Source organism: Lysinibacillus sp. ZYM-1 (assembly GCF_001308875.1).
Classification (GTDB): domain Bacteria; phylum Bacillota; class Bacilli; order Bacillales_A; family Planococcaceae; genus Lysinibacillus.
On the sequence record NZ_KQ465126.1, the window covers coordinates 58401 to 84958 of the forward strand.

The window sequence follows — 26558 nt, forward strand, 5'->3', positions numbered from 1 at the left end:
TATGGGATTGCTTGAAAGGTTACAAACACATGTACTGACGGCAGATGGTGCAATAGGCACAGTGCTATATGGCTATGGATTGGAGTATTGCCATGAGGAAATGAATGTTCAGAGACCTGAATTAATTGAAAAGATTCATAGAGAATATATTGCGGCTGGTGCTGATATCATTCAAACAAATACGTACGGTGCCAATGCCATTAAATTAGCTCGCTATGGATTAGAATCAAGTGTCAAACAATTTAATGAAGCAGCTATTACTATTGCCAAGCGAGCAGCTGCAGATGGCGGTCAATTTGTTTTAGGGACAATTGGTGGTATTCGTGGCATTCGTAAAAGTGATGCAACGTTAGATGAAATATTAGCAACCGTTGAAGAACAGGCAAATGTTTTACTTGCAGGAAATCCAGATGGCCTTTTACTCGAAACCTATTATGATTTTGAAGAATTGACAGCGACATTAAAAATGCTTCGCGCCAAAACCAATATACCGATTATTGCCCAAGTATCTATGCATGAGCCTGGTGTTTTACAAAATGGCATGCCTTTAAATAATGCTCTGCATGAGTTAGAAACACTGGGTGCAGATATTGTTGGTGTCAATTGCCGTCTAGGTCCATACCATACGATTCAAGCGTTTGAAGGTGTAGAACTTCCTGAAAAGGCATTTATGTCAGCCTACCCAAATGCTTCGTTACTAGATTTAGAGGACGGACGCGTTGTTTATGAGTCTGAGGCTGATTATTTTGGTCGGGCTGCTGTTGAACTGCGTGATCAAGGGGTCCGCTTAATCGGGGGCTGTTGTGGTACAACACCAAAGCATATTGCTGCAGCAAAGAAATATTTAGAAGAGCTATCACCAGTCAGTGAAAAGCATGCGAAACCTGCAAAGATTGAGATTGTTCGTGATGCAGAGCCACCTAAATATGAACCACTTCATGAAAAAGTAAAGCGTGAGCGCTCGGTAATCGTAGAGCTAGATACACCTAGACATTTAGAAATTGACGGTTTTCTTGAAGGAGCAAAACAACTATATGAGGCAGGTGCCGATGTAGTTATGATGGCAGACAATTCACTGGCATCCCCACGTATTAGCAATATGGCAATGGGGTCCTTATTGAAAAGTACTAACGGTGTCCGTCCTCTTACACATATTACCTGTCGAGATCGTAATTTGATTGGTCTGCAATCGCATTTAATGGGGTTAAATGCCTTAGGAATTCATGATGTGTTAGCCGTTACTGGTGATCCAACAAAGGTTGGGGACTTCCCAGGAGCAACTAGCGTATATGATGTATCCTCGATGGAGCTTATCCAATTAATTAAACAATTAAATGAAGGGGTCTCTTTCTCGGGGAAACCACTCCGGAAAAAGGCAAACTTCTCTGTGGCTGCTGCATTTAATCCCAATGTTCGTGTTTTAGATCGTGCTGTGGCACGTTTAGAAAAAAAGATTGAACATGGGGCAGACTATTTCATTTCACAGCCTGTTTATACAAAGGAAAAGATTGTAGAAATTTATGAAGCAACGAAGCATTTACAAGCACCGATTTATATTGGTATTATGCCCGTTACCAGCTATAAAAGTGCTGAGTTTTTACATCATGAGGTGCCAGGCATAAAATTATCTGAAGATGCTTTAGCAAGGATGAAAGCTTGTGGTGAAGATAAGGAACATGCCACATTGGAAGGTATTGCTATTGCTAAGGAATTAGTAGAAGTGGCTACGCAATATTTCAATGGTATTTACCTCATTACACCATTTTTACGCTATGATGTGACATTAGAGTTGATGAAATATATAGAGCAATTGGATGAACAGAAAAAAGGGGTAAGTATAAATGGCTAAGCACTTGATTGAGGAGCAACTTGATAAACGCATATTAATTCTTGATGGCGCGATGGGAACAATGCTGCAAAATGAAAACTTATCAGCAGATGATTTTGGTGGTGAAGAGCTAGATGGTTGTAATGAAAATCTAGTGCTCACTAGACCTGACGTCATTGAGAAAATTCATCATAAGTATTTGGAGGCAGGAGCAGATATTATTTGTACGAATACATTTGGTGGTACACCTCTTGTATTAAATGAATATAATCTTGGTGCAAAAGCGGAAGAGATTAATAAACGTGCAGTCGAAATTGCTCGTCAAGCTGTAGATAATTATTCTACCTCTGATTGGCCACGTTTTGTTGCAGGGGCAATGGGCCCAACAACCAAAACGCTGTCAGTAACAGGTGGTATTACATTTGATGAGCTAGAGGAAAATTTCTATGTGCAAGCAAAAGCGCTAATTGAAGCAGGGGCAGACGTCCTGTTGCTTGAGACAAGTCAGGATATGTTAAATGTTAAAGCAGGTACACTTGGTGTGGCACGTGCTTTCGAAGTAACTGGCAAAGAGCTACCTGTCATGATATCAGGAACAATCGAGCCGATGGGTACTACACTTGCAGGGCAAACTATTGATGCTTTTTATATTTCCATCGAGCATATTCAACCATTATCAGTGGGCTTAAACTGTGCAACGGGGCCAGAGTTTATGACGGACCATATTCGTTCATTGGCAGAGCTGTCAACGGGCTATATTAGCTGTTACCCGAATGCTGGTTTACCGGATGAAGAAGGATGTTATCATGAGTCTCCAGAATCTCTGTCGCAAAAACTAAAGGGCTTTGCTGCAAAAGGATGGCTCAATATTGTAGGTGGGTGCTGTGGTACAACTCCAGCACATATTGCGGCTATTCGTGAGGTTTTAAAAGATGAAAAGCCTCGCCAATTACCAGAAAAAACACATGGTCACGCGGTTTCAGGTATCGAACCACTATTGTATGATGATTCAATGCGTCCGTTATTTATTGGTGAGAGAACGAATGTTATTGGTTCTCGTAAATTCAAGCACTTAATTATTGATGGGAAATTTGAGGAAGCGGCGGAGATTGCAAGGGCGCAAGTGAAAAATGGGGCACATGTAATCGATATTTGTTTAGCGAACCCAGACCGTGATGAATTAGCGGACATACGTGGCTTTATGCAGGAAGTCGTGAAAAAAGTTAAGGTTCCACTTGTTATTGATTCAACAGATGAAAAGGTTATTGAAGAAGCACTAAAATTTTCGCAAGGGAAAGCCATCATTAACTCTATTAATCTAGAGGATGGTGAAGAACGGTTTGATGCAGTATTGCCATTAGTGAAAAAGTACGGTGCCTCGTTAGTTGTGGGAACTATAGATGAAACGGGGATGGCGGTCGATCGTCATCGGAAGCTTGAAATTGCTGAACGTTCCTATCAACTACTAACAGAAAAATGGGGAATTGAACCTGAAGATATCATCTTTGACCCATTAATGTTCCCAGTAGGAACAGGGGATGAGCAATATATTGGCTCCGCTCTTGAAACAATTGAAGGAATTCGTCTGATCAAAGAAAAAATGCCACGTACATTAACGGTGCTTGGTGTTAGTAATATCTCATTCGGCTTACCACCAGTTGGCCGCGAAGTACTCAATGCTGTATACCTCTATCATTGTACACAGGCTGGCTTAGATTATGCCATTGTAAATACTGAGAAGCTAGAACGTTATGCATCCATTCCAGAAGAGGAAATTACACTGGCGAATAACTTGCTGTTTAATACAAATGATGAGACATTGGCTGTGTTCACAGATTTTTATCGTGATAAAAAGAAGGAAAAGACTGAAGCGGATATTCCGAAAACTGTTGAAGGTCGTTTAGCTTACTATATATTAGAAGGTACAAAAGAAGGACTTATTGAAGATTTAGAAGCTGCTCGGGAAATGTTTGAGACGCCTCTTGATATTATTAATGGTCCATTAATGAATGGTATGGCCGAGGTAGGTCGTTTATTTAATGATAACCAATTGATTGTAGCGGAGGTTTTACAATCTGCTGGAGTGATGAAGGCTGCAGTTGCCCATTTAGAGCAATTCATGGAGAAGGATGAGGAGAGCACTGGTAAAGGTAAAATGGTGCTTGCTACCGTAAAAGGTGATGTGCATGATATTGGGAAAAACCTTGTTGATATTATTTTAAGCAATAATGGCTATAAGGTTGTAGATTTAGGTATTAAGGTGACGCCTGCTCAATTGATAGAAGCCATTCGCAAGGAAAAGCCAGATTTTATCGGGTTATCGGGTTTACTGGTTAAGTCAGCGCAGCAAATGGTCACTACGGCTCAAGATTTTAAAGAAGCAGGGATTGATGTGCCAATTTTAGTTGGTGGAGCTGCACTTTCTCGCCGATTTACAGAAACAAAAATTGCTGATGAATATAATGGACCTGTTATTTATGCAAAGGATGCGATGCAAGGGTTGGAGCAAGCAAACCTATTAATGGGTGAGGGGACACGTGAAAACTTTTTAGCAGAAATTGCGGAATCTCGCCAAAAACGTTTAGAGGCAGATGAAAAACGGGCTGCTCGTCCTGCAAAAGAGGTAACAATAAAACCTGCACGTACAGTAAAGGAAGCATCAGTATTTTTCCCAGCTGATTTACGCCGTCATGTAAAGAAAGAATACTCTGTCTCCCATTTATATCCATATGTTAATATGCGGACATTACTGGGGCATCATTTAGGCTTAAAAGGGCAAGTACAACAATTGCTTGATGCTGGGGATCCAAGAGCAACTGAGCTTAAAGATCTAGTGGATGACTATTTAAAAAGTAATCTATTAAAGCCTTCTGGTTTATATCAATTTTTCCCTGCCCAAGCAGATGGAGATGATGTAGTTGTTTATGATCCAGCGGATAGCAAGACAGAAATTGAGCGTTTTACTTTCCCACGTCAGCAGGTTGAACCGTTTTTATGTCTTGCTGATTTCTTAAGGACAGTAGAAAGTGGCGAAATGGACTATGTTGCTCTCATGGTGGTGACAGCAGGGCAAGGAGTTATGGCAAAAGCTCGTCAGCTAAAAGAGGATGGTAAATTCCTTGAAAGCCATGCCTTACAGTCGACGGCGCTAGAATTAGCAGAGGGCTTTGCAGAACGTATGCATCAAGAAATCCGTGACCAATGGGGCTTCCCAGATGCGACAGATTTCACGATGCGCGATCGTTTCGCAGCTAAGTACCAGGGACAACGTTTTTCATTTGGCTATCCAGCATGTCCTAACTTGGAGGATCAAGAAAAATTGTTTAGTTTGTTAAAGCCTGAGGATATTGGTGTTCATTTAACGGAAGGTTTTATGATGGAGCCAGAAGCATCTGTATCAGCGATTGTTTTTGCTCATCCTGATGCTCGCTACTTCAATGTATAAGGAGTAAAATATGAAGATATAGATAGTGGTTTATAGCCTAACTATATCTTCTTTTCTTGCCATTGAACGTGAGGATATTTTCGGAAGGACGTGCGTAAAATGATTCGATTGATGGAAGAAAAAGATTTACCTGAGGTTTTGGAAATCTATAATGATATTATTTTAACAAGCAAAGCAGTCTATAGATATGAAATTCAATCTTTAGATGAAAAAGAACAATGGTTTAAGGCACAGCAGGTATTAGGAAATCCGTTGTTTGTATTTGATGAAAATGGGATGATTGCTGGCTTTGCTACTTATAGTCAATTCCGTCCTTATCCAGGTTACAAATATACAATGGAGCACTCCGTCTATGTGCATAAAGAGCATTACCAAAAAGGTATTGGTACGAAGCTTATGCTTAAGCTAATAGCGACAGCGGAAGAGCGAGGAGTAAAGACATTAGTTGCTGGCATTGATGGAGAAAACATTGGTAGTATTAAAGCACACGAAAAATTAGGTTTTGAATACGCAGGTACCATTAAAAATGCAGGCTATAAATTTGAACAGTGGCTAGATCTTGTGTTCTATCAGCTGCATTTGACTGGAACGAAATCATAAAAGGATATGACAAATGTCATATCCTTTTTATGATGTTTGCGTCTGTTACTGACTTGTACTCTTGTTTTATGATGAGGTCATAAGGAAAAGGAAACGAGGGAGTAGAAGATGACAACAATTAAAGAAAAAACAAAAAAGTTACGCCAAGATGTAGCGCCATTTGCTAAATCTGATATGCGTAAAAGTGTTTTTCAAATGATAAATACCATTGTACCGTTAATTGCATTGTGGGTGGCTGGTTACTTGTTAGTTGATGTTTCACCTTGGTTAACAGTTGGCTTAAGTGTTATTTCAGCTGGTTTTGTCGTACGAACTTTTATTATCTTTCACGATTGTACACACGGATCATTTTTCAAAAGTAAAAAGGCAAACGACTGGGTTGGATTTTTTACTGGGGTGCTAACATCATTCCCATATGAAAAGTGGAAACGTGAGCATACAATTCACCATGCAACAAGCTCAAACTTAGACAAGCGTGGTATTGGTGATATTGATATGATGACAGTGGAAGAATACATGCAAGCTTCAAAGGGTCAACGATTATGGTATCGCTTTTATCGCAATCCATTCGTTATGTTTGGGTTAGGACCATTATATATGGTACTTGTCTTAAATCGTTTTAATCGCAAGGATGCAAAAAAGAAGGAACGTTTCAACACAATTTTAACGAATATTGTTATTGTTGGACTTTGTGCTGCATTAATTTTCTTCATGGGTTGGCAAGCATTTTTATTAGTTCAAGGCGTTACATTATTTATTGCGGGTTCTTTAGGAATTTGGTTATTTTATATTCAGCACACGTACGAAGATTCATACTTTGAGCATGATACAGAATGGGATTATGTGAAAGCCGCAGTGGAAGGTAGCTCGTATTATAAATTGCCAAAAATTTTACAATGGGCTACAGGGAATATTGGTTTTCATCATGTCCATCACTTATCTCCTCGTGTACCTAACTATAATCTTGAAAAGGCACATAATGAAACGCCACCATTACACACGGCGACAACGATTACTTTACGTACAAGTTTAGAATCACTACGTTACAAATTATATGATGAAGAGCAAGGTAAGTTTGTATCGTTTAAAGAAGTAAATGAAATCATAAAACGCAAATCAAGAGGCAGCATTGCCGCTTAGTTGATAAACAGCCATCTCTACAAGGGAGATGGCTGTTTTATATAAAGCGAAGGGTCTTGTCTAAAGCATGTACAGGCATAAATTTATTTTTCTTGTTATAATAAGGGAAAAGTAGGAAAGAGCGTGAGATTATGTTGAGGAAATGGCATAGTATTATTCCGAATAGTCCAATGCTCAGTGTATATTTATGGATTATTTTTTGTTTCCTACCGTTTTTCTTCATTTTTAGGAAATCGTCTTATATCGAAATCTCGATAGGAATCACGTTTTTAATGCTTTATTTTATCTTCTATCGATTTTCCATGAATTCGAAAAGCGGCTTAGTTTATATGTGGATCAGCTTTGAAATGGTTATTAATATTGTCATGACGATTTTATATGGCTATGTATACCTATCCATTTTCACTGCATTTTTTATTGGAAATATACGAAGACCAGTTGGCTTCTATATCATGTATGGTTTACATATTGGCTTTACAGTGATATCTACAGGTGCTGGCTTTTTTGTTGAGCTTCACTTATTTTTATCTCAATTACCTTTTGTGGTGTTAACTATTTTAGCTGTTGTTCTTTTGCCATTAACCATCTATTCCAAAAATAAACGTGAGAACTTAGAGGGGCAGTTAGAAACGGCCAATGAACGTATTGCTGAGTTAATTGTTTTTGAAGAACGACAACGTATTGCTCGTGATCTACATGATACATTGGGGCAAAAACTGTCTATGATCGGGTTGAAAAGTGATTTAGCATCGAGGTTGATTGAGCGTGATCCGCAGCAAGCTTTAGTTGAGATTAAGGATATACGCCAAACGGCTAGTATTGCCTTAAAAGAGGTTCGCGAATTAGTTTCAGATATGCGTACAGCAAAATTTGAGGATGAGCTTATGCGTATTTCTCAAATACTAAAGGCGGCAGAAATGGATTTTGTCTTTGAGGGCGATAAAAATGCATTGCAAGTTCCACCGCTTGTAGAAAATGTTTTATCCATGTGCTTAAAAGAGGCCGTTAATAATGTTGTCAAACATAGTGGTGCGACAAAATGCGAAATTGCGTTCCATCAAAATTTTAAAGAAGTTTACTTAGTCGTTCGTGATAATGGACAAGGAATTACGAAAAAGCAAGCATGGAAAACTGGGAACGGGTTGAAAGGAATGCGAGAACGCTTAGAATTTATCAATGGTTCCTTTAAAATTGAAAGTGTTGAAGGCACTACATTATCGGTAACCATTCCAGTGGCTATTACGCATCAAAATGTCAAAGGAAATCTGGAGAACATATAGAAAAGAGGCTTGTGACATGATACGAATTGTGATTGCTGAAGATCAGGGGATGCTATTAGGCGCTCTTCGCTCTTTACTTAGTATGGAGGAAGATATGGAGGTCATTGGCTTAGCAAAAAATGGTGAGGAAGCATTGATGCTTGTTGAAGAGCACCAGCCTGATATTTGTATTATGGATATTGAAATGCCAGTTAAAACTGGACTTGATGCAGCTGAAGAAATCCATAGCTCTGGCTCAGATTGTAAAGTCATTATTTTAACTACATTTGCTAGACCGGGTTATTTCGAACGTGCTAGAAAAGCAGGTGTCAGAGGTTACTTATTAAAAGATAGCCCTATAGAGGAATTAGTGTGTGCAATCCGTACAATAATGGATGGCAAACGTATTTATGCACCGGAGCTCGTTGATTTTGTTTATGAAGATGATAGTGAAAACCCATTAACAGAGCGAGAAAGTCAGGTGCTGACTCTTGTGGCAGAGGGCAAGACAACGAAGGAAATTGCCGCCGAGCTATTTCTATCGGCTGGAACCGTTCGTAATTATATTTCAACGATTTTAGAAAAATTAAACGTAGGCAATCGTATTGAAGCCATTGCTCGATTTAAAGATAAAGGATGGAATAAATAAAAAGAGAACCTTATCGCATGGTTGCGGCAAGGTTCTTTTCTGTTTTTTTATTTTTTGCGTTTTGTTAAACGACCAAGAACGAATGCACCTGCTGCTACAGCAAGAACGGTATTCGTTTTTTTTGTAAACACTTGCTTTGTTACAAGGTTAAGGTTCTGAGGACGTTCAGCTAAGCGGCGCATAAAGTAGCCGTACCAATCTTCGCCGAATGGAACGTACACACAGAAGTTATAGCCTTCTTTGGCAAGCTCTTTTTGCATATCTGTACGGAATCCATAAAGCATCTGGAATTCGAATTTATCTAATGGGATATTATGATCAGCTACAAAGCGTTTAACGTGTGCAATGATATTATGGTCATGTGTTGCGATGGACGTAAATTTACCATGTAGCAAGTGATATTCAATCAACTCAATAAAGTTTAAATCGATATCCAATTTATCTTGGTAAGCAACTTCAACAGGCTCTTTATAAGCACCTTTTACAATGCGTAAACGGTAGTCCTTGAATTTTTCGATATCGTCTTTTGCACGGTAAAAGTATGATTGAATCACTGTTCCAACATTATTAAATGTTTTAGATAATTCCTCTACCATATCAAAAGATGTTTGGAGACGTCCGAAGTCTTCCATATCGAAGTTAACAAATATATCATAAGCAGCAGCTTTTTCTACAATTTCATACAGGTTGTCATAACAAAAATCAACATCAATATCTAAACCTAATTGAGAAGGCTTTAATGAAATATGTGCATTTACACTGTTTTCATGAATGGCTTCTATCACAGCAAGGATTTTTTCTTTTGCAGTAGTTGCTTCTTCTTTACTCGAAACAAATTCACCGAGGTTATCTACTGTACAAGAAATATTATGTGCATTTAGTTCTTTGATGCTTGCAATTGTTTCTTCAATATTTGTACCAGCTACTACACTTTGTGCCCCTAATTTTAGGCCATATTTCTTTGCGGTACTATTTAATAGCTGGTTTTCAGATAGATGGATGAAAAAATCGCGTAATAACATGGTCATTCTCCTAACTGCATTTTCTTTTTAGTATAACATAAATTCTTTAAACTATATTAAATCCGTGTAACAATTATTTCATTTCAAGTATTTGCATACGCGCATTAAAAAGTGCTGGGTAGCTTAAAAAGCCAATCATAATACTTGATAAAGTTGCCGTTGTTAGAAGGGCGAAGATAATCAAAAGTTGAAATTGTACAGCTTGAATTGGGTCGGCACCACCGATAATCTGACCGCTCATCATTCCTGGTAGCTGTACCAAGCCGATTGTTTTTTGGGTTTCAATAGTAGGAATCATACTCGCCTTTACAGCGTTGATAAGTTGTCGATGAACGGCTTGTTTTGGTGTGCCACCCAATGACAAGATTAATTCCATTTGGTCTTTATGGCTAGTAATTTCGGCTGTAAATCGGTTTAAAAATAAAATGGATAATACCATCGAATTACCAATTAACATACCACTAATCGGAATGATATATTGAGCAGTTGCTGGCACAATGTCAAAGCCAAGCAAGACACCTTGTGTGGTAATTTCTATTATGATAAGCGTCAGTGCTATTTTCCAGGTGATTCCTTTAATACCCTCACCTTTTTTCCGTGCATTAAACGTAGCAACTATAATCATTAACGCTATCATGAGAAAAATATAAACATAGCTGTTAGCATCAAAGACAAATTTTAATATATAGCCAACAGCAAGCAATTGAACAATAGAGCGAAGGGTTGCAATAAGCGTATCTTTTTCTAATCCTAATTTTAATGTTTTGGATAGCAGTAGAGGGATGCAGACAAAAATTAATGTCAGTGATAAAGACGTATAGGTCATATGTTAACCCCCTGTACAAACTCTGCTACACGTGGGTTCGTTGGTGCTTGAAGTAAAGCGCTCTTGCCAGTTTCAATTAGCTCTCCATTCATCATGACCCATGTGTAGTGTCCAATCGTTAACGCTTGTTGTAAATTGTGAGTAATCCAAATCATTGTCACATTGTATTTTTTATTAATAGTTGCGATGAGTTTTTCAATTTCCTGAACAGATTGGCGATCCAGTGCAGAAGTTATTTCATCTAATAATAGAATAGAGGATTGATTGATGAGTGTTCTTGCAATAGAAACTTTTTGACGTTGTCCTCCTGATAATTCATTTGTGGATTGGTGTAAAAAGCTTTCATCTAAGCCAACATCCTCTAAATATTGGATGGCTTCCTGTTGAGAAAGCTTCTTCCCTTGCAGTATTCGAGGGAGTGCGAGATTTTCCTTTACAGTGCCTGCAATCATAGGAGCAGCCTGCAAGGCAATGCCAACATGTCTTCGTAATGCTGTGGGCTCATAGTTTGAAATGGGCTGATTATCAATGAGTATGTGTCCATTTGTCGGTGAAAGAAGGCCATTACATAATTTAAGGAGTGTTGTTTTACCCGCACCAGAAGGGCCAACGAGAGTGGTAATTTGACCTTTCGGAAATGATCCAGTAATTGACTTTAATATTATTTTGTCATTTACTGAGAAATGAACTTGTTGAAAGTGAATGGCAGGCTCATATAGCGTATTCATCTATTGAAACTCCTTTGCTATAGTCAGTAAAATAACTGTAGCATGAAATGAAGGAAAGATGCAGTTTAAATAAAAGATTTTAGAAATGAAGGGAGAATAGGGAATGGAAATATTGTATTTCGATACATTAACGTATTTACATGGTGCTATGTATATTGTGGCTTCAGACAATGGACTTGCCTATATTGGAACACCAAATGCATCATTTAATGAAGTCAAAGAGTGGGCAAAAAAGCCTTTTAAAGGTTATAGCTTTGAAGAGAATCAAGGCAAATTACAACCATACAAAGATCAATTAACAGCTTATTTTAATAAGAAACTGACAGAATTTGACCTGCCGATCCATGTGAAGGGGACACCTTTTCAATTAGCTGTTTGGGACGCCTTAAAAGAATTACCCTACGGTACGACAACATCGTATGCAAGCATCGCAGAACGTATTGGGAACCCTAAAGCGGTTAGGGCTGTAGGTAGTGCTATTGGTGCGAATCCAATACTAGCTATTATTCCGTGTCATCGTGTCATTGGCAAGAACGGTCAATTGACAGGTTTTCGAAGTGGACTAGACATGAAACAATTTTTATTAGAACTAGAGAAAGCCTAAATGAACTTTAATATGTAATCATAGTAGTTCACTAAAATGAAATCTGCTCGCTACCTTATTGATAGCGAGCAGATTTTGTTGGTTATACGTGTTGTTCTTCTTGTTGTACATTATGTTGATTTTTACCGAAATGCGTTAAACGATGTGCAAAGGTTTCTCCTCGAACTGCGGAACTTTTGAAAAGATCTTGGAATTCGTATGCAGGGGCTCCGTGCTCCATGACATCTAAACCAGCAATTTCTTCTTCAGCTGTTACGCGTAAAGGCATAAAAGCTTTAATGATATATAAGCCTGTTGTTACAGAAACACTAACCCAGGCTATTGTGGCAATAACACCGATGGCTTGAATACCTAGCAGACTCAAGCCACCACCATAAAATAAGCCTTGACCACTAACATCAAATAATCCAACTGCTAGTGTTCCCCATACACCGCAAATACCGTGTACAGCAATGGCACCTACCGGATCATCTACTTTTAGCTTCCACTCAAGGAAACGTACACCTTCGACAAGTAATGGAGCGGCGATAAGGCCAATGATAATGGAGCCGATAATACTGACATTCGCTGCACCGGCCGTGATTCCTACAAGCCCTGCTAAAGCGCCATTTAATGTGAGGGAACCGTCGATATGTCCATAACGAAACTTCGTATAGAAGGCGGTTGCTACGACACCAGCAGCCGCTGCAAAAAATGTATTGGCTATGACATTAGGAACAAGCTCAGGGTCTGCAGCTAAAGTGGATGCACCATTAAAACCAAACCAACCAAACCAAAGTAAAAATACACCTAATGCTCCTAATGGAATACTATGTCCTGTGATCACATTTACTCGACCATTTTCATATTTACCTAATCGTGGTCCGACCATAATTGCTGCGACAAAGGCTGCGACAGCACCTGTTAAATGAACTACTGTAGAGCCAGCAAAGTCTACAAAGCCTATATCAGTTAACCAACCTTGACCACTCCAAACCCAGTGGCCCACGACTGGATAAACGACTAACGACATGAGTATAATGACTCCTATATAAGCAAAAATATTAGTACGCTCTGCAACAGCACCAGATAAAATTGTTGCCCCTGTTGCAGCAAACATTGTTTGAAAGATAAAGAATGATAGATCATCGACTCCTTTTAAGGCAAAGCCACTTGTGCCGAAAATACCGCCTACAGTGTCACCAAACATTATTGCGTAGCCACATAAAAAGTAGACGATACCCCCTAGTGAAATAGTTAGGAAATTTTTCATGATGATATTGACAGCGTTCTTTGAACGTGTGAACCCTGCTTCCACCATGGCGAATCCAGCATGCATAAAGAATACCAAAATTGTGCCAAGCATCACCCAAATTAAATTTACAGATAACAGTATTTCATCCATCTATAACGCCCCCTATTCTACTGCAACCGATCCGACTTCTTTTGTTCGGATACGTATTGCTTGTTCTACTGGATAAATGAAAATCTTCCCGTCTCCAACCTTGCCAGTTGCTGCTTCTCGCAATAGTGTTTCTACAATGGCATCAATTTTACCGTCATCTACAATCATTTCTAATTTTAATTTCGGTAAAAACTCAATTTCATACGTATTGCCACGAAATAAACCAGTTCTTCTTAACTGACGGCCACAACCAGCAATTTCAGAAACGCTTAAACCTGCAATTCCTTGTTGTGCAAGCCCGTCCCGAACTGCCCCAAAAACCTCAGGACGAATGATTGCTTCGATTTTTTTCATCTGTACCAGCTCCTTGTGTAAATTTAATTTACATGTTAAATCGCCACAAACAAGAGTGCAATTACTTTTTCGAAGTTCATGTGAGGTTTTGTTACATAGTTTATTTTTGTTTGCGAAATATTTGATGGAAAAAGGTTTTAGAATGGGAATGAAAGCGGTACTAAAATTTGTGTCTAAAATATGAACAGTTCTAAATTTTCTGACTATTAATGTTAGAAAACCTAACATTGGGGAATGGTCATGTAAAACGCAAGAATTTGGGTATATAGTGTATACTAGGACTAATTATCAAAGCGGAAGAAGGGGTTTCTTGTGAGATCAAACTATGCAGATGATAGCTTAGCGCTACACACAGACTTATATCAAATCAATATGGCAGAATCCTATTGGGCTGATGGGATACATAATAAAAAAGCAGTTTTTGAATTATATTTTAGAAAATTACCTTTTGGGAATGGCTACGCTATATTTGCCGGATTAGAGCGGATGCTGGACTATTTACGTAATTTTCGTTTTAGTGAATCCGATATTGCGTATTTACGTGAGGAAGTTGGATATAAAGAAGATTTTATCGAGTATTTAAAAGATATTCGATTCACAGGGGACATGTATTCCATGGTGGAAGGGGAGCTTGTTTTTGCCAATGAACCAATTGTGCGAATTGAAGCGCCGTTAGTGGAGGCACAGCTCATAGAAACTGCTTTACTTAACATTGTTAATTATCAAACATTAATAGCAACGAAAGCTAGCCGTATTAAACAAATCATTAAAAATGAAGTGGCAATGGAATTTGGTACACGGCGCGCGCAGGAAATGGATGCAGCTATTTGGGGTACACGTGCAGCGTTTATAGGTGGTTTTGCTTCTACTAGTAATGTACGAGCGGGTAAACTATTTAACATCCCGGTGTCTGGTACACATGCACATGCTTTGGTACAGGCGTATAAAAATGATTACGATGCTTTCCATTCTTATGCTAAACGTCATAGAGATTGTGTATTTCTTGTAGATACGTACAATACTTTAAAATCAGGTGTTCCAACCGCTATTAAAGTTGCTAAAGAGTTGGGGGACCAAATTAATTTTATTGGTATACGTTTAGATAGTGGAGACATTGCGTTCTTATCAAAAGAGGCTCGTCGCATGCTAGATGCTGCTGGTTTCCATGATGCTAAAATCATTGTTTCAAATGATTTGGATGAATACACAATTCTAAATTTAAAAGCTCAAGGGGCAAAAGTAGACGTGTGGGGAATCGGTACTAAGCTTATTACCGCTTATGATCAGCCTGCATTAGGTGCTGTTTACAAAATGGTTGCCATTGAAAATAGCGAAGGTCAACTGGAAGATACCATTAAAATATCGGCGAATGCTGAAAAGGTATCAACGCCAGGTCTCAAGAATGTTTATCGTATTATCGATAAAAAAAATGGGAAGGCAGAAGGAGATTACATCACGATGCATGATGAAAATCCTCAAGCAGAGGAACGTATTAAAATGTTCCATCCCATTCACACGTTTGTTTCCAAGTTTGTTACGAATTTTGAAGCGAAAAACTTACATCAGCATGTGATTAAAAATGGAGAAATCAACTATCAAAATCCGACGCTAGAAGAAATGCGTGACTATGCAGCGGGAAATTTAGAGTTGCTATGGGATGAATATAAACGTGCCATGAACCCTGAAGAATATCCAGTCGATTTAAGTCAAAAATGCTGGGATAATAAAATGTGTAATATTGAGGCAGTACACAGTATGGTTAAGAAAATGTAAAAGAAGGAGTGACAAGACAATGACTTTACAACAACAAATTATTGAAGAATTACGTGTATTACCAAATATACATGTGCAAGAGGAAATACGAAAATCCATTGATTTTTTAAAGGAATATGCAAAACATTATAACTTTGTAAAAGGATTTGTTCTTGGTATTTCTGGTGGTCAAGATTCCACGTTAACAGGGAAACTAGCACAACTAGCAGTCGATGAGCTTAATGAAGAAGCTGGTGAAATGAAGTATTCATTTTGGGCTATACGCTTACCATATGGAGTGCAAGCAGATGAGCAAGATTGTCAGGATGCTATTGATTATATAAAGCCAACCCAGTCCTATACAGTTAATATAAAGGGTGCTGTCGATGCTAGTGTGATGGCTTTAGCCAACGCAGGTGTTGAGCTCAATGATTTTGTTAAAGGGAACGAAAAGGCGCGTGAACGTATGAAAGTGCAGTATTCGATTGCCGCAATGAATGGGGCAGTGGTATTAGGAACTGATCATGCTGCGGAGGCCATTACAGGTTTCTATACAAAATTCGGTGATGGTGGAGCAGACTTAATGCCAATCTTTCGTTTAAATAAACGACAAGGGAAGCAGCTATTAGCAGAACTCAAATGTCCTGAACATCTTTATACGAAGGTGCCTACAGCAGATTTAGAGGAAAATCGTCCATCTTTGCCAGATGAAGTAGCACTTGGTGTGTCATATGATCAAATTGATGATTATTTAGAGGGGAAAGAAATTCCTGAGGAACCTCGACGACTACTAGAAGGATATTATTTGCGTTCGCAACATAAACGTCATATGCCAATTACGATATTTGATGGTTTTTGGAAGTGAAAATAGGGAAAAGAGTTATAGAAAGTGAACCTCACTTTTTAAAATAGCTCTTTTCTCTCTTTTTTTATGCTATTTGGTTCTATGTTGTTAAATATCAGCATATAATGTCGATATAATTACCTATACAGATAATGAAATGTAGGGGAGGGTAACTTAATATGAGGACTTCTAGAGTAAATGCAACGACAAGCAGTATTTTTCGTCAAGAAAATCAGTACTTACATGCTGGTGATATTAGCCATAACTTTGGACAAAATTCACAAAAACAATTTAAAAATAGTTTGCGGAAAACGAAAGACAAAAAGCAAAGTGCAATTGCTGCACCCATTGAACAGCAACAACGTTATAGCCTAACGCCTATTCATATGGATAGCACTAGTGATTTGCAAATACGTAGTGAGCTAAATGAAACAGCGTTAAAGTTAAGTCAATTAAGCAAACAAAAGAAGCGACTCCATAGTTACCGTTCTTCCATATAAATGACTAACTCTTCATATCATTAGGAGTGAAGAGTTTTTTTGTGCAACTTTATAGATAAAATATGGTTAAAAAGATTAAAATTGTAACATTCTAATGAATAATGACGTTATATAATAAACAAGGCTTGTTTGATTAAATTCAAACAAGCCTTGTTTATTAAGTGTAATCGAAGAGGAGAAGTTTCTGATAATTGTTTTACTACACAAATTTCGATATGCTTATGATAAGTTATCATGCAATTCACACAATTGCTTGATGGAATGGGAGGTTTTTTGAATTATGAATTCTCAAATACAGGCTGTGCTAGAAAATATAGATAAGGTAATGATTGGGAAGAGAGAGGTGGCTGAACTTAGTCTTGTTGCTTTATTAGCGAGAGGGCACGTACTGTTGGAGGATGTGCCTGGGGTTGGAAAGACAATGATGGTTCGTTCACTAGCGAAATCTTTTGACGCACAGTTTAAACGAATTCAATTTACTCCGGATTTATTGCCTTCAGATGTAGTTGGTATCTCTATTTATAATCCGAAGACATTAGAGTTTGAATTTCGTCCAGGACCAATCATGGGGGATGTTATTTTAGCAGATGAGATAAATCGTACTTCTCCAAAAACTCAGTCAGCGTTATTAGAGGGAATGGAAGAGGCATCCGTTACGATTGATGGAAAAACACTTGCGATTAATCAGCCTTTTTTTGTCATGGCCACGCAAAATCCGATAGAACATGAAGGTACCTACCCGCTTCCAGAAGCTCAGCTTGATCGTTTTCTGCTGAAAATAAAGATGGGTTACCCTTCTAGAGGGCAAGAAGTAGAGATTTTACGTAGAGCGGAAAATGGCAAAGCAATTGAAAAAATCCAAGCTGTATTGTCAGTAGCTCAATTAATTGAGTTACAGGAGCTAGTGCAGGGAGTGTACGTTGAAGATTCCGTAAAAAATTACATGGTAGAGCTTGCTACTCAAACTAGAGAAAACAGCTATGTTTATTTAGGTGTAAGCCCTCGAGCGACGATAGCCTTAATGAAAGCTTCTCAGGCCTACGCGTTTGTGAAAGGACGTAGTTTTGTAACACCTGATGATGTTCAATATCTAGTGCCTTTTGTCTTTAGTCATCGCTTAGTTTTAAAACCAGATGCTCGTTATGATAATGTAACAGCAAACGAAATTATCGAGCGCATTATTGCCAAAACACCGGTACCGACAAAGAGGTTTGCAGAACAATGAGGCGATGGAAAACTTTTATAGAAAAAAGTAAACATTTCCTATTAGTAGTTTTCTTAATGGTTATAACTTTTTGTTATGCAATGTTCCAAGGTGGATTTGTTAGTTGGTTTGTGTTTTTTTCTGTAAGCCCATTTTTATTGTATGCTTTAATTTCCTTTGTCGTTAGAGAAAGTATCTTATTAGTTGAACGCAAAATTGAACCTGCTCATGTAGAGCATGGTCAATCGGCAAAGGTAACCATTACGATCGAAAGAAAAACACGTTTCCCATTTGCCTATATTATGATGGAGGAACTTGTAGATAGTGAGGGCTTAGTACAAGCGAAGTTACAAAGTTCAAATACTATTAGATTTGTTGGCTTTAGGAAAAAATTTAACTGGCATTATGAATTGGCAAATATGCCTCGTGGCGAACATCGTTATTTGGGTGTTACAATCGTTTTCCATGATTTTTTCGGCTGGGCAAAAAAAACTGTTGTGGCAGAGAAGGAACAAACAATTTTAGTTTATCCAAGGATAAGAGAAATGAAATATACAGCTCTTCAAACCAAATATGATGTTGGACCGATGATGTCTCCTTATTCCATTGTAAAGGATACTACCATGGCTGTTGGATTAAGAGAATATGTTCCGGGGGATCGTTTTTCATGGATTCATTGGAAATCGTTCGCGAAAACCCAAACTTTACAATCTAAGGAATTTGAGGATAGGCAATCTTCTGAGCTAATGTTAGTGCTTGATGCCAAAAAATCACCGTTGTTTGAGGATAAGATTGAACTAGTAGCATCGATGTTAAAAATGATTGTTCAAGAACTTGGGGATATTTCCTTTATTTCTGCTGGAGAGATGACGAAGGTATTCCCCATTGTACAAGGCGAAAAGCAGTTAGACCAGGTCATGTATCATTTGGCAGCTATAAAACCTGCGGAAAATGTAAAATTTCAATTCTATGACCAACAAGCCTTTAAGCAAGTAGCAACATTGCTTTATGTGACTAGTGATGTATCGGATGAATTCCTACATACTCTTGCAAATATAGTGAAAAACTGTATTTGTTTTGTAGTGGCAAAACAGCCACCTTTGCAAGCTGAGCTTACTATGCGTTATAAACATATTCAAATTGTCTATGTAGATCCAACAGATTTTTATCATGTATTCACGGAGGTGATGAAGCCGTGAAACAATCGTTAGGAGAATTTTTAGAATTAGCTGTCGCCTATATTATTATCTTCTTTATTTTGCGTGAATGGCTTATCCCGATTATGCAATTAACCAATACAGGAGGGTTTCAGCTCTTCTTAGTTTTTATTGGCTTGTCACTTGCCCTAAGTTTATTCCGAGTGCATCCTTTATTATCGGGATTCGTAAAGTTTGGCTATATTACTTGGTTTATTGTCTTTATTTATAGTGAAAGCCCGGTATTTTCTGGAAAGACAGTACCCTTCTTATTAGCAGAGTGGAAGGGAAATATGTCCTCTATTATATCAGGTGATTTTGGTCAAGTATCCGATGCTTTTAGAACAGTATTATTTCTAGTGCTAATATGGATGCTCGTTTATTTAATCCACCATTGGGTCTCGGTGCGGAAAAATATATTCTACTTTTTTGCCATGACGGTATTCTTTATTGCTACTTTAGATACATTTAGTGATTACGATGGTAAAACAGCAATTGTTAAAGTGGTAGTACTAGGGTTAATGATGACAGGTGTCCTATTTGTCAAACGTTTATGGCTTCAAGTAGATGCAACGGGCAATGTAGTTGGAAAATGGAGAATTGTTATACCGATGCTTGTGTCAGTATTACTTGTCAGTACTGTCGCCTTCTTTTTACCAAAGACAGGACCGACATGGGCAGATCCAGTGCCATTTATCCAAGGGGTTACTGGGCAAGATGGAGCTGGAGCTGGCATGAAATCAGTTGGCTATAGTCAAGATGATAGTCAACTAGGTGGACCATTCCAAGGAGACAATACATTAATTTTTACTGCGTCTTCTCGTGATCGTCATTATTGGCGTATTGAAACAAAGGATACTTATACGTCAAAGGGGTGGATTGTATCAGAAGGCAGTTTTGGTAAAAATGTTTATGAGACAAATACGCCAATTATGACATCTTTACAAGTAGGGCCACCCGAAAACGAACGTCAGATTCAGTTGGACATTGCGGTCTCGATGCCTTTTTTAATTCAAACATATGGCTTGTTATCTGTTTCGGCTCAAAATTCTACATTATTTATTCAGGACGAGCAGACGGAAAGGATGACCATAGAACAGCAGATTGATGCATCTAAATCTTTATCAAACTATACATTATCTTATAGTGAGCCTGTCTATAGTATGGAACAGCTCCAATTGTCATTTCCTGCTTCACTTGAAACATTAGATTCTTCATTTGATCGCTTTTTGCAGGTACCGTCTCAATTGCCACAACGTGTAAGAGATTTGGCGTTTGCAATAACACAAGATAAAACTACTGTTTACGATCAAATTAAGGCAGTGGAAAGCTATTTTAGGACAAAAGGTTTTAGGTATGATAAAACACAAGCTGCAATTCCAGCTGAAAATCAAGATTATGTCGACCAGTTTTTATTTGATACAAAAGTAGGTTATTGTGATAATTTCTCAACATCAATGGTAGTACTTTTGCGTTCGGTAGGCATACCTGCTCGATGGGTCAAAGGATTTGCGCCTGGTACTGCAGGGCCAATGACAGATGGTCTGCGAGAATATCGAATCACCAATGACAATGCGCACTCATGGGTTGAGGCATTTATACCTGGTACAGGTTGGATGGAGTTTGAACCTACAATTGGCTTTACTGGCAATGTTAACATTGACTATGATATACAATTAGATTCATCTGAACAGGAGGAATTAGTACAGCCAGAGCAAAAACCTGAGCAACCGCAGCAACAGGAACAAGTGTCAGATAAGGAACAAGCTAAATCAACTTTTAGCTTTGATAAGTTCTGGACATGGTTGAAAAAATTTGTTTATGTTTGGATAATCGTCTTCGTTTTACTAATCATCAGCGGGATTTCTTTATACTTGCAGCGCAAAACTTGGCTTCCTAAAATGCATGTGCGCGCATATCGCAAAAAGACTGCGGATTGGTCTACCTTTGATTCCTCCTATCATGTTCTTTTGAAGCAATTATCTCGTATTGGACTGCGCAGAAGAGATGGGGAAACGTTGCGGATGTTTGCAGAGCGTGTGGATGCATCATTAGAAACAGATGAAATGCAAAAGCTGACGGCTGTTTATGAGCAACATGTCTATGGGAAGGATAAACAAGAAGTTGACTTCATGAAGCTGAAAGAAAGTTGGGAATATTTAATCAATCGCACTATCAGTTGATTTTAACCTAGACAAAGAGTAAAATGAAAAAAATTAAATGCAAGGATTGCTTTCATATAAGTTCGATAATAAGGTTCGGATGTTTCTACGAAATCACCATAAATGATTTCTCTATGAAGGCGGATGTTTTCGCTAGGTGAAAAGTATAGTAAATCACTTTACTTTGCTACGCATTCGCCTTTATAAATAATCATGAGCTTTTGAACGCGTAGAAGGTTTTTTACTTTCTTCGCGTTTTTCTTTGAACAAATGAAAATATCCTTTAAAAATAGTAGAAGAGGTGGAAATTTTGACAGCTAGCCCTTTAATAAAAGAGCAAGAAAAAATCGTAGTGCTTGACTTCGGTAGCCAATTTAACCAATTAATTACTCGTCGTATCCGTGAGTTTGGTGTTTTCAGTGAATTACACCCACATACAGTGACTGCAGAAGAAATTAAAGATATGAACGCAACTGGTATTATTTTTTCAGGTGGTCCAAACTCTGTTTATGATGAAAATGCTTTCCATGTGGATCCAGCCATTTTCGATTTAGGCCTACCAATCTTAGGTATTTGTTATGGTATGCAATTAATGGCGCATACAAATGGCGGTAAAGTAGAAGGCGCTGAAACTCGTGAATATGGTAAAGCTGAAATCCAAGTAACGACTTCAAACAAGTTATTTGGCGAATTACCAACTGAGCAAATCGTTTGGATGAGTCATGGTGACCATGTAACAGAAGTTCCAGCTGGATTTGAAGTCATCGCAACTAGCGCATCTTGTCCGATTGCTGCAATGGCAAATGTTGAACGTAAACTATATGCTGTACAATTCCATCCAGAAGTACGTCACTCTGTATACGGTAATGATCTATTACGTCAATTTGTATTCGACATCTGTGAAGCGAAAGGCGATTGGTCAATGGCAAACTTCATTGAGCTTGAAATTGCAAAAATTCGTGAAATAGTTGGCGATAAAAAAGTATTATGTGCCCTTTCTGGTGGTGTAGACTCATCAGTTGTAGCTGTACTAATCCACAAAGCAATCGGTGACCAACTAACTTGTATGTTCGTAGACCACAACTTAAACCGTAAAGGTGAAGTTGAGCAAGTAATGAAGACATTCACAGAAGACTTTGACATGAATCTTATTAAAATCGATGCACGTAAACGCTTCATGGACAAACTTGCTGGCGTTTCTGATCCAGAGAAAAAACGCAAAATTATCGGTAATGAATTCATTTATGTATTTGATGAAGAAGCATCTAAGCTTGAAGGTATGGATTTCTTAGCACAAGGAACTCTTTATACTGATATCATTGAATCCGGTACTTCAACTGCACAAACAATCAAATCACACCATAACGTTGGCGGTCTTCCGGAAGATATGCAATTCCAATTAATCGAGCCACTGAAAACATTATTTAAAGATGAAGTACGTGCGCTAGGTTTAGAACTTGGTCTAGATGAAAAAATCGTTTGGCGTCAACCATTCCCAGGTCCTGGATTAGGTATCCGTGTACTTGGTGAAGTAACAGAAGAAAAATTAGAAATCGTTCGCGAAGCAGATTTCATCCTACGTGAAGAAATCGCAAATGCTGGTCTTGATCGTGACATCTGGCAATACTTCACAGTATTACCTGATATCCGTTCAGTTGGCGTAATGGGCGATGCACGTACGTATGATTACGCAATCGGTATCCGTGCCGTAACATCTATCGACGGTATGACTTCTGACTGGGCACGTATCCCATGGGATGTACTAGAGAAAATCTCTGTCCGCCTTGTAAACGAAGTTAAACACGTTAACCGCGTAGTGTATGATATTACATCTAAGCCACCAGCAACGATTGAGTGGGAATAATAGCAAAAGCTCTAAAAACCTTGGTAATAAAAGGTTTTTAGAGCTTTTTTAATTTTGATGCTTTGCTCGAATAATTCACTGTCTAGATCAAAGTACAATTGAAAGGAAATTGCTAGTGAAGAGTTGAATGTAGTAAACTAAATGGATGCAAACAGAATTAGATTTATTAGATTAAGGGGGATTGAAATGGAGAAAAATATAGCGATGATCCATACTCTTGCTGTTGGTTTGCCGAAAGAAATGCATTATAGCAAAGGGCGCTCGATGATTACAGGCATTGAAAAACAAGAAGTGAAAGAAGTTTATTTGTCGGTTCATGGCTTCGATGGAGATGACGTGGCTGATAAAAAACATCATGGTGGTCCTGATCGCGCTGTTTGTTTATATCCTGCGGAACATTACATACAATGGGAACAAGAACTTGCTAAGCCATTACCGACTGCAGCATTCGGTGAAAATTTAACAGTAACGAATATGTTAGAAGTAGATATCTGTATTGGTGATATTTATAAAATTGGAGATGCTGTCATTCAAATTACACAAGGACGTGTTCCGTGTAGTACCATTGACAAATATACTGAATCGAACACATTGCTTAAACGAATCATTGAAACTGGCTATACAGGCTTCCTTGCGCGAGTATTGGAAGAGGGGACTATCTGTTCAGACTCAAATATCGTATTAGTAGAAAAGCATCCTGCTAAAATCTCAGTTTTGTATTGTAACGAAGTATACTTTAAAAACAAAGATGCGTTAGCGATGGAACGTATCCGAGCAGTTGATGCGTTGGCGGAAGATTGGAAACAAAAATTAGAAAAAAGAATTCAAATCTTGCAAAGTAAAGTGATGAATTAAAAATATCGAGCAAGGGAGATCGATAATCCCTTTAAAATCCTTTAGAATTCAAGTGAGTTCTAAGGGTTTTTTTACTTTATAGCGTTCGATGAATTGTTCAGTACTTAGACTTTTTTGCAACGATATATTAGAAAATGAACAATAAATAAGAATTTTACACGAACTTTCGTATTTTATTTTATAAAATTGTTCGGAAATGGGGTTGAAATCTAAAAAGTGAAATGATATATTACGAATGTAAATTAAATAAGTCGTCGTATAATGTCGGGAATAAGGCCCGTGAGTTTCTACCAAGTTACCGTAAATAACTTGACTACGATTTAGGTTTATATATGGATGTATAAACGCTAATTTATTTCACACACTAATGTTGATGAAATATATCGTAGACATGCGACTAGTAGAGTAGTCAGCGTGTCTTTTTTGTTTTCGATATTGAAGACGACCATACGGAGGATTTTTTTATAATGAAAAAATATTTCATGTTCGATGAATTAGGAACTAACTATCGCCGCGAAATAATAGGTGGTATTACAACTTTCCTTGCAATGGCATATATTTTAGCTGTTAACCCAGGTATTCTAGAAAATGCAGGGATGGATAAAGGTGCTGTTTTCGTAGCAACAGCATTAGCTGCAGCAGTTGGTTCTTTGATAATGGGTATTTTCGCTAAATTCCCGATTTCACTTGCTCCTGGTATGGGATTAAACGCATTCTTCGCCTTTACTGTAGTCGGAGCTTACGGTATTCCATGGCAAACTGGTTTAACTGGTGTATTCTTTTCTGGGATTATCTTTATCATTTTATCTTTAACTGGTATTCGTGAAACAGTTATTAACGCAATCCCAGTACAACTTAAATATGCTGTTTCAGCAGGTATTGGTTTATTTATTACTTTCGTAGGTTTACAAGGCGCAGGGATTATTGTAGATAGTCCAGCGACATTAGTAACTTTAGGAACTTTTACTGGCTCTACATTACTAGCAGTATTCGGAATTATTCTATCTGTTATTCTTATTATTAAATTACGCAGTGTTGGTATTTTCTTAGGGATGATTATTACTGCGATTATTGGTATGGTGACAGGTATCATTGAACCTCCAACAGCAGTTGTTTCTGCAATTCCAAGTGTGGATTCTACATTTATGGTGGCATTACAACCACTTGGTGATATTGAAACACTATTTAACGTGAAATTTTTAGTAATTGTATTAACATTCTTGTTTGTAGATTTCTTTGATACAGCAGGTACTTTAATGGCAGTGGCAACACAAGCTGGTTTAGTAAAAGATAATAAATTACCACGTGCAGGTCGCGCATTAATGGCAGATGCACTTGCAACAACAATTGGTTCTTTATTTGGTACATCAACAACTACTGCGTATGTAGAATCAACTTCTGGGGTAGCGGCTGGTGCTCGCTCAGGGTTCTCAGCAGTAGTAACAGCAGTACTTTTCTTAGTAGCTTTATTCTTCTCTCCATTATTAGCAGTAGTAACGCCAGCAGTAACAGCACCAGCTCTAGTAATCGTAGGTGTACTGATGGTATCGTCATTACGCTTAATTGATTGGGATAAATTTGAGATTGCTGTACCAGCATTCTTTACAGTATTAATGATGCCTCTTGGTTATTCCATTGCTACTGGTATTGCAATTGGCTTCGTGTTCTATCCAATTACAATGTTGTTAGCGGGACGCAAAAAAGAAATTCACCCTATGATGTATGGCTTATTCTTTGTCTTCCTTGCGTACTTTATCTGGGTACGATAAATTAAATACACATTGAAAGGCACCTCGATTGTTAGGTAAGAGTACTAACTGTTGGAGGTGCTTTTATTATTATTAGGATAGTTTGAAAAAATATAATAGAAATAATGAAAAATAGATTCTTATTTTATCTTTATTTAATTCGTCTCATTTTCTATTAAAAAGAATATTAGCTAAATAAATTAATAAAGTAATTTTATACATTATATAGAAGAAACTCATTTTTAAATAATAAGAATAGTTTTACTTTAACGAAACACTTGCAAACTTTATTTTATGATGATATATTTAAACACGTTGTTACGAAACAAGCGAACAACACGAAAATAACTAACATAAATAGTTGACAGTGAGTTAACAATATGTTAAATTATAAAAAGTTACTTAAACATAACTATTAAATGAACCTTGAAAACTGAACAAGCAAAACGTAATCAATAAAGTTTTTAGTAGCTAGCCTTGCTAGTGAATGAAACGAAATTTTGGACATCAAAATTGATGCCAGCAAAACAATTTGAGCTTATCAAATTTCTTTTATGGAGAGTTTGATCCTGGCTCAGGACGAACGCTGGCGGC

Annotated in this window: 21 protein-coding genes and 2 riboswitches; of the genes, 16 read left to right on the forward strand and 5 right to left on the reverse strand. The window is 37.8% G+C overall.

What is annotated here, in order from left to right; all coding sequences use genetic code 11:
- Position 1: 1 nt before the first annotated feature.
- From AO843_RS16165 to AO843_RS16190, 6 genes are all read left to right on the forward strand, one after another.
- Positions 2–1849, forward strand: coding sequence for a bifunctional homocysteine S-methyltransferase/methylenetetrahydrofolate reductase (locus tag AO843_RS16165; protein WP_054612125.1), 1848 nt, complete (start codon positions 2–4; stop codon positions 1847–1849).
- On the forward strand, positions 1842–5273 hold the full coding sequence (gene metH, locus AO843_RS16170; RefSeq protein WP_054612126.1) for a methionine synthase: 3432 nt from the start codon (positions 1842–1844) through the stop codon (positions 5271–5273). The genes AO843_RS16165 and metH overlap by 8 nt, the downstream gene beginning before the upstream one ends.
- A gap of 99 nt (positions 5274–5372) precedes the next feature.
- Entirely contained in the window at positions 5373–5873 is a 501-nt protein-coding gene (locus AO843_RS16175) for a GNAT family N-acetyltransferase (RefSeq protein ID WP_054612127.1), read from the forward strand.
- 108 nt (positions 5874–5981) lie between these two features.
- Complete coding sequence (locus tag AO843_RS16180; protein ID WP_054612128.1) at positions 5982–7013, forward strand: Delta(5) desaturase DesA; 1032 nt, start codon at positions 5982–5984, stop codon at positions 7011–7013.
- Positions 7014–7342: 329 nt separating this feature from the next.
- Entirely contained in the window at positions 7343–8293 is a 951-nt protein-coding gene (locus AO843_RS16185; RefSeq protein ID WP_054612144.1) for a sensor histidine kinase, read from the forward strand.
- Positions 8294–8309: 16 nt separating this feature from the next.
- Positions 8310–8921 (forward strand): response regulator transcription factor, encoded by a 612-nt coding sequence (locus AO843_RS16190; RefSeq protein WP_054612129.1) that lies wholly within the window; start codon positions 8310–8312, stop codon positions 8919–8921.
- A gap of 47 nt (positions 8922–8968) precedes the next feature.
- Here the strand turns inward: AO843_RS16190 and AO843_RS16195 are convergent, their stop codons facing one another.
- The 3 genes from AO843_RS16195 to AO843_RS16205 form a co-directional block, all read right to left on the reverse strand.
- Positions 8969–9943, reverse strand: coding sequence for a proline dehydrogenase family protein (locus tag AO843_RS16195; RefSeq protein ID WP_054612130.1), 975 nt, complete (start codon positions 9941–9943; stop codon positions 8969–8971).
- A gap of 73 nt (positions 9944–10016) precedes the next feature.
- Positions 10017–10769, reverse strand: coding sequence for an ABC transporter permease (gene fetB, locus AO843_RS16200; protein WP_054612131.1), 753 nt, complete (start codon positions 10767–10769; stop codon positions 10017–10019).
- On the reverse strand, positions 10766–11497 hold the full coding sequence (locus AO843_RS16205; RefSeq protein WP_054612132.1) for an ABC transporter ATP-binding protein: 732 nt from the start codon (positions 11495–11497) through the stop codon (positions 10766–10768). The genes fetB and AO843_RS16205 overlap by 4 nt, the downstream gene beginning before the upstream one ends.
- A 103-nt stretch (positions 11498–11600) precedes the next feature.
- On the opposite strand from AO843_RS16205, the gene AO843_RS16210 reads away from it, so the two are divergent.
- Positions 11601–12101: a methylated-DNA--[protein]-cysteine S-methyltransferase gene (locus tag AO843_RS16210; RefSeq protein ID WP_054612133.1), complete on the forward strand. Its 501-nt coding sequence runs from the start codon at positions 11601–11603 to the stop codon at positions 12099–12101.
- An 82-nt stretch (positions 12102–12183) separates the two neighbouring features.
- Here AO843_RS16210 and AO843_RS16215 read toward each other — a convergent pair whose 3' ends face one another.
- Entirely contained in the window at positions 12184–13485 is a 1302-nt protein-coding gene (locus tag AO843_RS16215) for an ammonium transporter (protein ID WP_054612134.1), read from the reverse strand.
- A gap of 12 nt (positions 13486–13497) precedes the next feature.
- Positions 13498–13839, reverse strand: coding sequence for a P-II family nitrogen regulator (locus AO843_RS16220; RefSeq protein ID WP_054612135.1), 342 nt, complete (start codon positions 13837–13839; stop codon positions 13498–13500).
- Positions 13840–14151: 312 nt separating this feature from the next.
- On the opposite strand from AO843_RS16220, the gene AO843_RS16225 reads away from it, so the two are divergent.
- The 9 genes from AO843_RS16225 (at position 14152) to AO843_RS16265 (ending at position 25985) form a co-directional block, all read left to right on the forward strand.
- A complete protein-coding gene (locus AO843_RS16225; protein ID WP_082389496.1) occupies positions 14152–15612 on the forward strand; it encodes a nicotinate phosphoribosyltransferase in 1461 nt (486 codons plus the stop codon).
- A gap of 19 nt (positions 15613–15631) precedes the next feature.
- Positions 15632–16456 carry an ammonia-dependent NAD(+) synthetase gene (gene nadE / locus AO843_RS16230; RefSeq protein WP_054612136.1) on the forward strand — a complete coding sequence of 275 codons (825 nt, stop codon included), beginning with the start codon at positions 15632–15634 and terminating at the stop codon, positions 16454–16456.
- A gap of 158 nt (positions 16457–16614) precedes the next feature.
- Positions 16615–16935 carry a hypothetical protein gene (locus AO843_RS16235; RefSeq protein ID WP_054612137.1) on the forward strand — a complete coding sequence of 107 codons (321 nt, stop codon included), beginning with the start codon at positions 16615–16617 and terminating at the stop codon, positions 16933–16935.
- A gap of 280 nt (positions 16936–17215) precedes the next feature.
- Positions 17216–18160 (forward strand): AAA family ATPase, encoded by a 945-nt coding sequence (locus AO843_RS16240; RefSeq protein WP_054612138.1) that lies wholly within the window; start codon positions 17216–17218, stop codon positions 18158–18160.
- Complete coding sequence (locus tag AO843_RS16245) at positions 18157–19338, forward strand: DUF58 domain-containing protein (protein WP_054612139.1); 1182 nt, start codon at positions 18157–18159, stop codon at positions 19336–19338. The genes AO843_RS16240 and AO843_RS16245 overlap by 4 nt, the downstream gene beginning before the upstream one ends.
- On the forward strand, positions 19335–21518 hold the full coding sequence (locus tag AO843_RS16250) for a transglutaminase TgpA family protein (protein ID WP_054612140.1): 2184 nt from the start codon (positions 19335–19337) through the stop codon (positions 21516–21518). The genes AO843_RS16245 and AO843_RS16250 overlap by 4 nt, the downstream gene beginning before the upstream one ends.
- 32 nt (positions 21519–21550) lie before the next feature.
- Positions 21551–21652, forward strand: a riboswitch (purine riboswitch).
- Between the two features lie 155 nt (positions 21653–21807).
- On the forward strand, positions 21808–23361 hold the full coding sequence (gene guaA / locus AO843_RS16255; protein WP_054612141.1) for a glutamine-hydrolyzing GMP synthase: 1554 nt from the start codon (positions 21808–21810) through the stop codon (positions 23359–23361).
- A 186-nt stretch (positions 23362–23547) separates the two neighbouring features.
- On the forward strand, positions 23548–24216 hold the full coding sequence (locus AO843_RS16260) for an MOSC domain-containing protein (protein ID WP_054612142.1): 669 nt from the start codon (positions 23548–23550) through the stop codon (positions 24214–24216).
- 234 nt (positions 24217–24450) lie between these two features.
- A riboswitch (purine riboswitch) is annotated at positions 24451–24552 on the forward strand.
- Positions 24553–24683: 131 nt separating this feature from the next.
- On the forward strand, positions 24684–25985 hold the full coding sequence (locus AO843_RS16265) for an NCS2 family permease (protein ID WP_054612143.1): 1302 nt from the start codon (positions 24684–24686) through the stop codon (positions 25983–25985).
- Positions 25986–26558 lie beyond the last annotated feature (573 nt).

Excerpts from the sequence above, each read along its gene's own strand:
- AO843_RS16165 (WP_054612125.1), top strand. The coding sequence starts at position 2 with ATGGGATTGCTTGAAAGGTTACAAACACATGTACTGACGGCAGATGGT.
- metH (WP_054612126.1), top strand. The coding sequence starts at position 1,842 with ATGGCTAAGCACTTGATTGAGGAGCAACTTGATAAACGCATATTAATT.
- AO843_RS16175 (WP_054612127.1), top strand. The coding sequence starts at position 5,373 with ATGATTCGATTGATGGAAGAAAAAGATTTACCTGAGGTTTTGGAAATC.
- AO843_RS16180 (WP_054612128.1), top strand. The coding sequence starts at position 5,982 with ATGACAACAATTAAAGAAAAAACAAAAAAGTTACGCCAAGATGTAGCG.
- AO843_RS16185 (WP_054612144.1), top strand. The coding sequence starts at position 7,343 with ATGTGGATCAGCTTTGAAATGGTTATTAATATTGTCATGACGATTTTA.
- AO843_RS16190 (WP_054612129.1), top strand. The coding sequence starts at position 8,310 with ATGATACGAATTGTGATTGCTGAAGATCAGGGGATGCTATTAGGCGCT.
- AO843_RS16195 (WP_054612130.1), bottom strand. The coding sequence starts at position 9,943 with ATGTTATTACGCGATTTTTTCATCCATCTATCTGAAAACCAGCTATTA.
- fetB (WP_054612131.1), bottom strand. The coding sequence starts at position 10,769 with ATGACCTATACGTCTTTATCACTGACATTAATTTTTGTCTGCATCCCT.
- AO843_RS16205 (WP_054612132.1), bottom strand. The coding sequence starts at position 11,497 with ATGAATACGCTATATGAGCCTGCCATTCACTTTCAACAAGTTCATTTC.
- AO843_RS16210 (WP_054612133.1), top strand. The coding sequence starts at position 11,601 with ATGGAAATATTGTATTTCGATACATTAACGTATTTACATGGTGCTATG.
- AO843_RS16215 (WP_054612134.1), bottom strand. The coding sequence starts at position 13,485 with ATGGATGAAATACTGTTATCTGTAAATTTAATTTGGGTGATGCTTGGC.
- AO843_RS16220 (WP_054612135.1), bottom strand. The coding sequence starts at position 13,839 with ATGAAAAAAATCGAAGCAATCATTCGTCCTGAGGTTTTTGGGGCAGTT.
- nadE (WP_054612136.1), top strand. The coding sequence starts at position 15,632 with ATGACTTTACAACAACAAATTATTGAAGAATTACGTGTATTACCAAAT.
- AO843_RS16235 (WP_054612137.1), top strand. The coding sequence starts at position 16,615 with ATGAGGACTTCTAGAGTAAATGCAACGACAAGCAGTATTTTTCGTCAA.
- AO843_RS16240 (WP_054612138.1), top strand. The coding sequence starts at position 17,216 with ATGAATTCTCAAATACAGGCTGTGCTAGAAAATATAGATAAGGTAATG.
- AO843_RS16245 (WP_054612139.1), top strand. The coding sequence starts at position 18,157 with ATGAGGCGATGGAAAACTTTTATAGAAAAAAGTAAACATTTCCTATTA.
- AO843_RS16260 (WP_054612142.1), top strand. The coding sequence starts at position 23,548 with ATGGAGAAAAATATAGCGATGATCCATACTCTTGCTGTTGGTTTGCCG.
- AO843_RS16265 (WP_054612143.1), top strand. The coding sequence starts at position 24,684 with ATGAAAAAATATTTCATGTTCGATGAATTAGGAACTAACTATCGCCGC.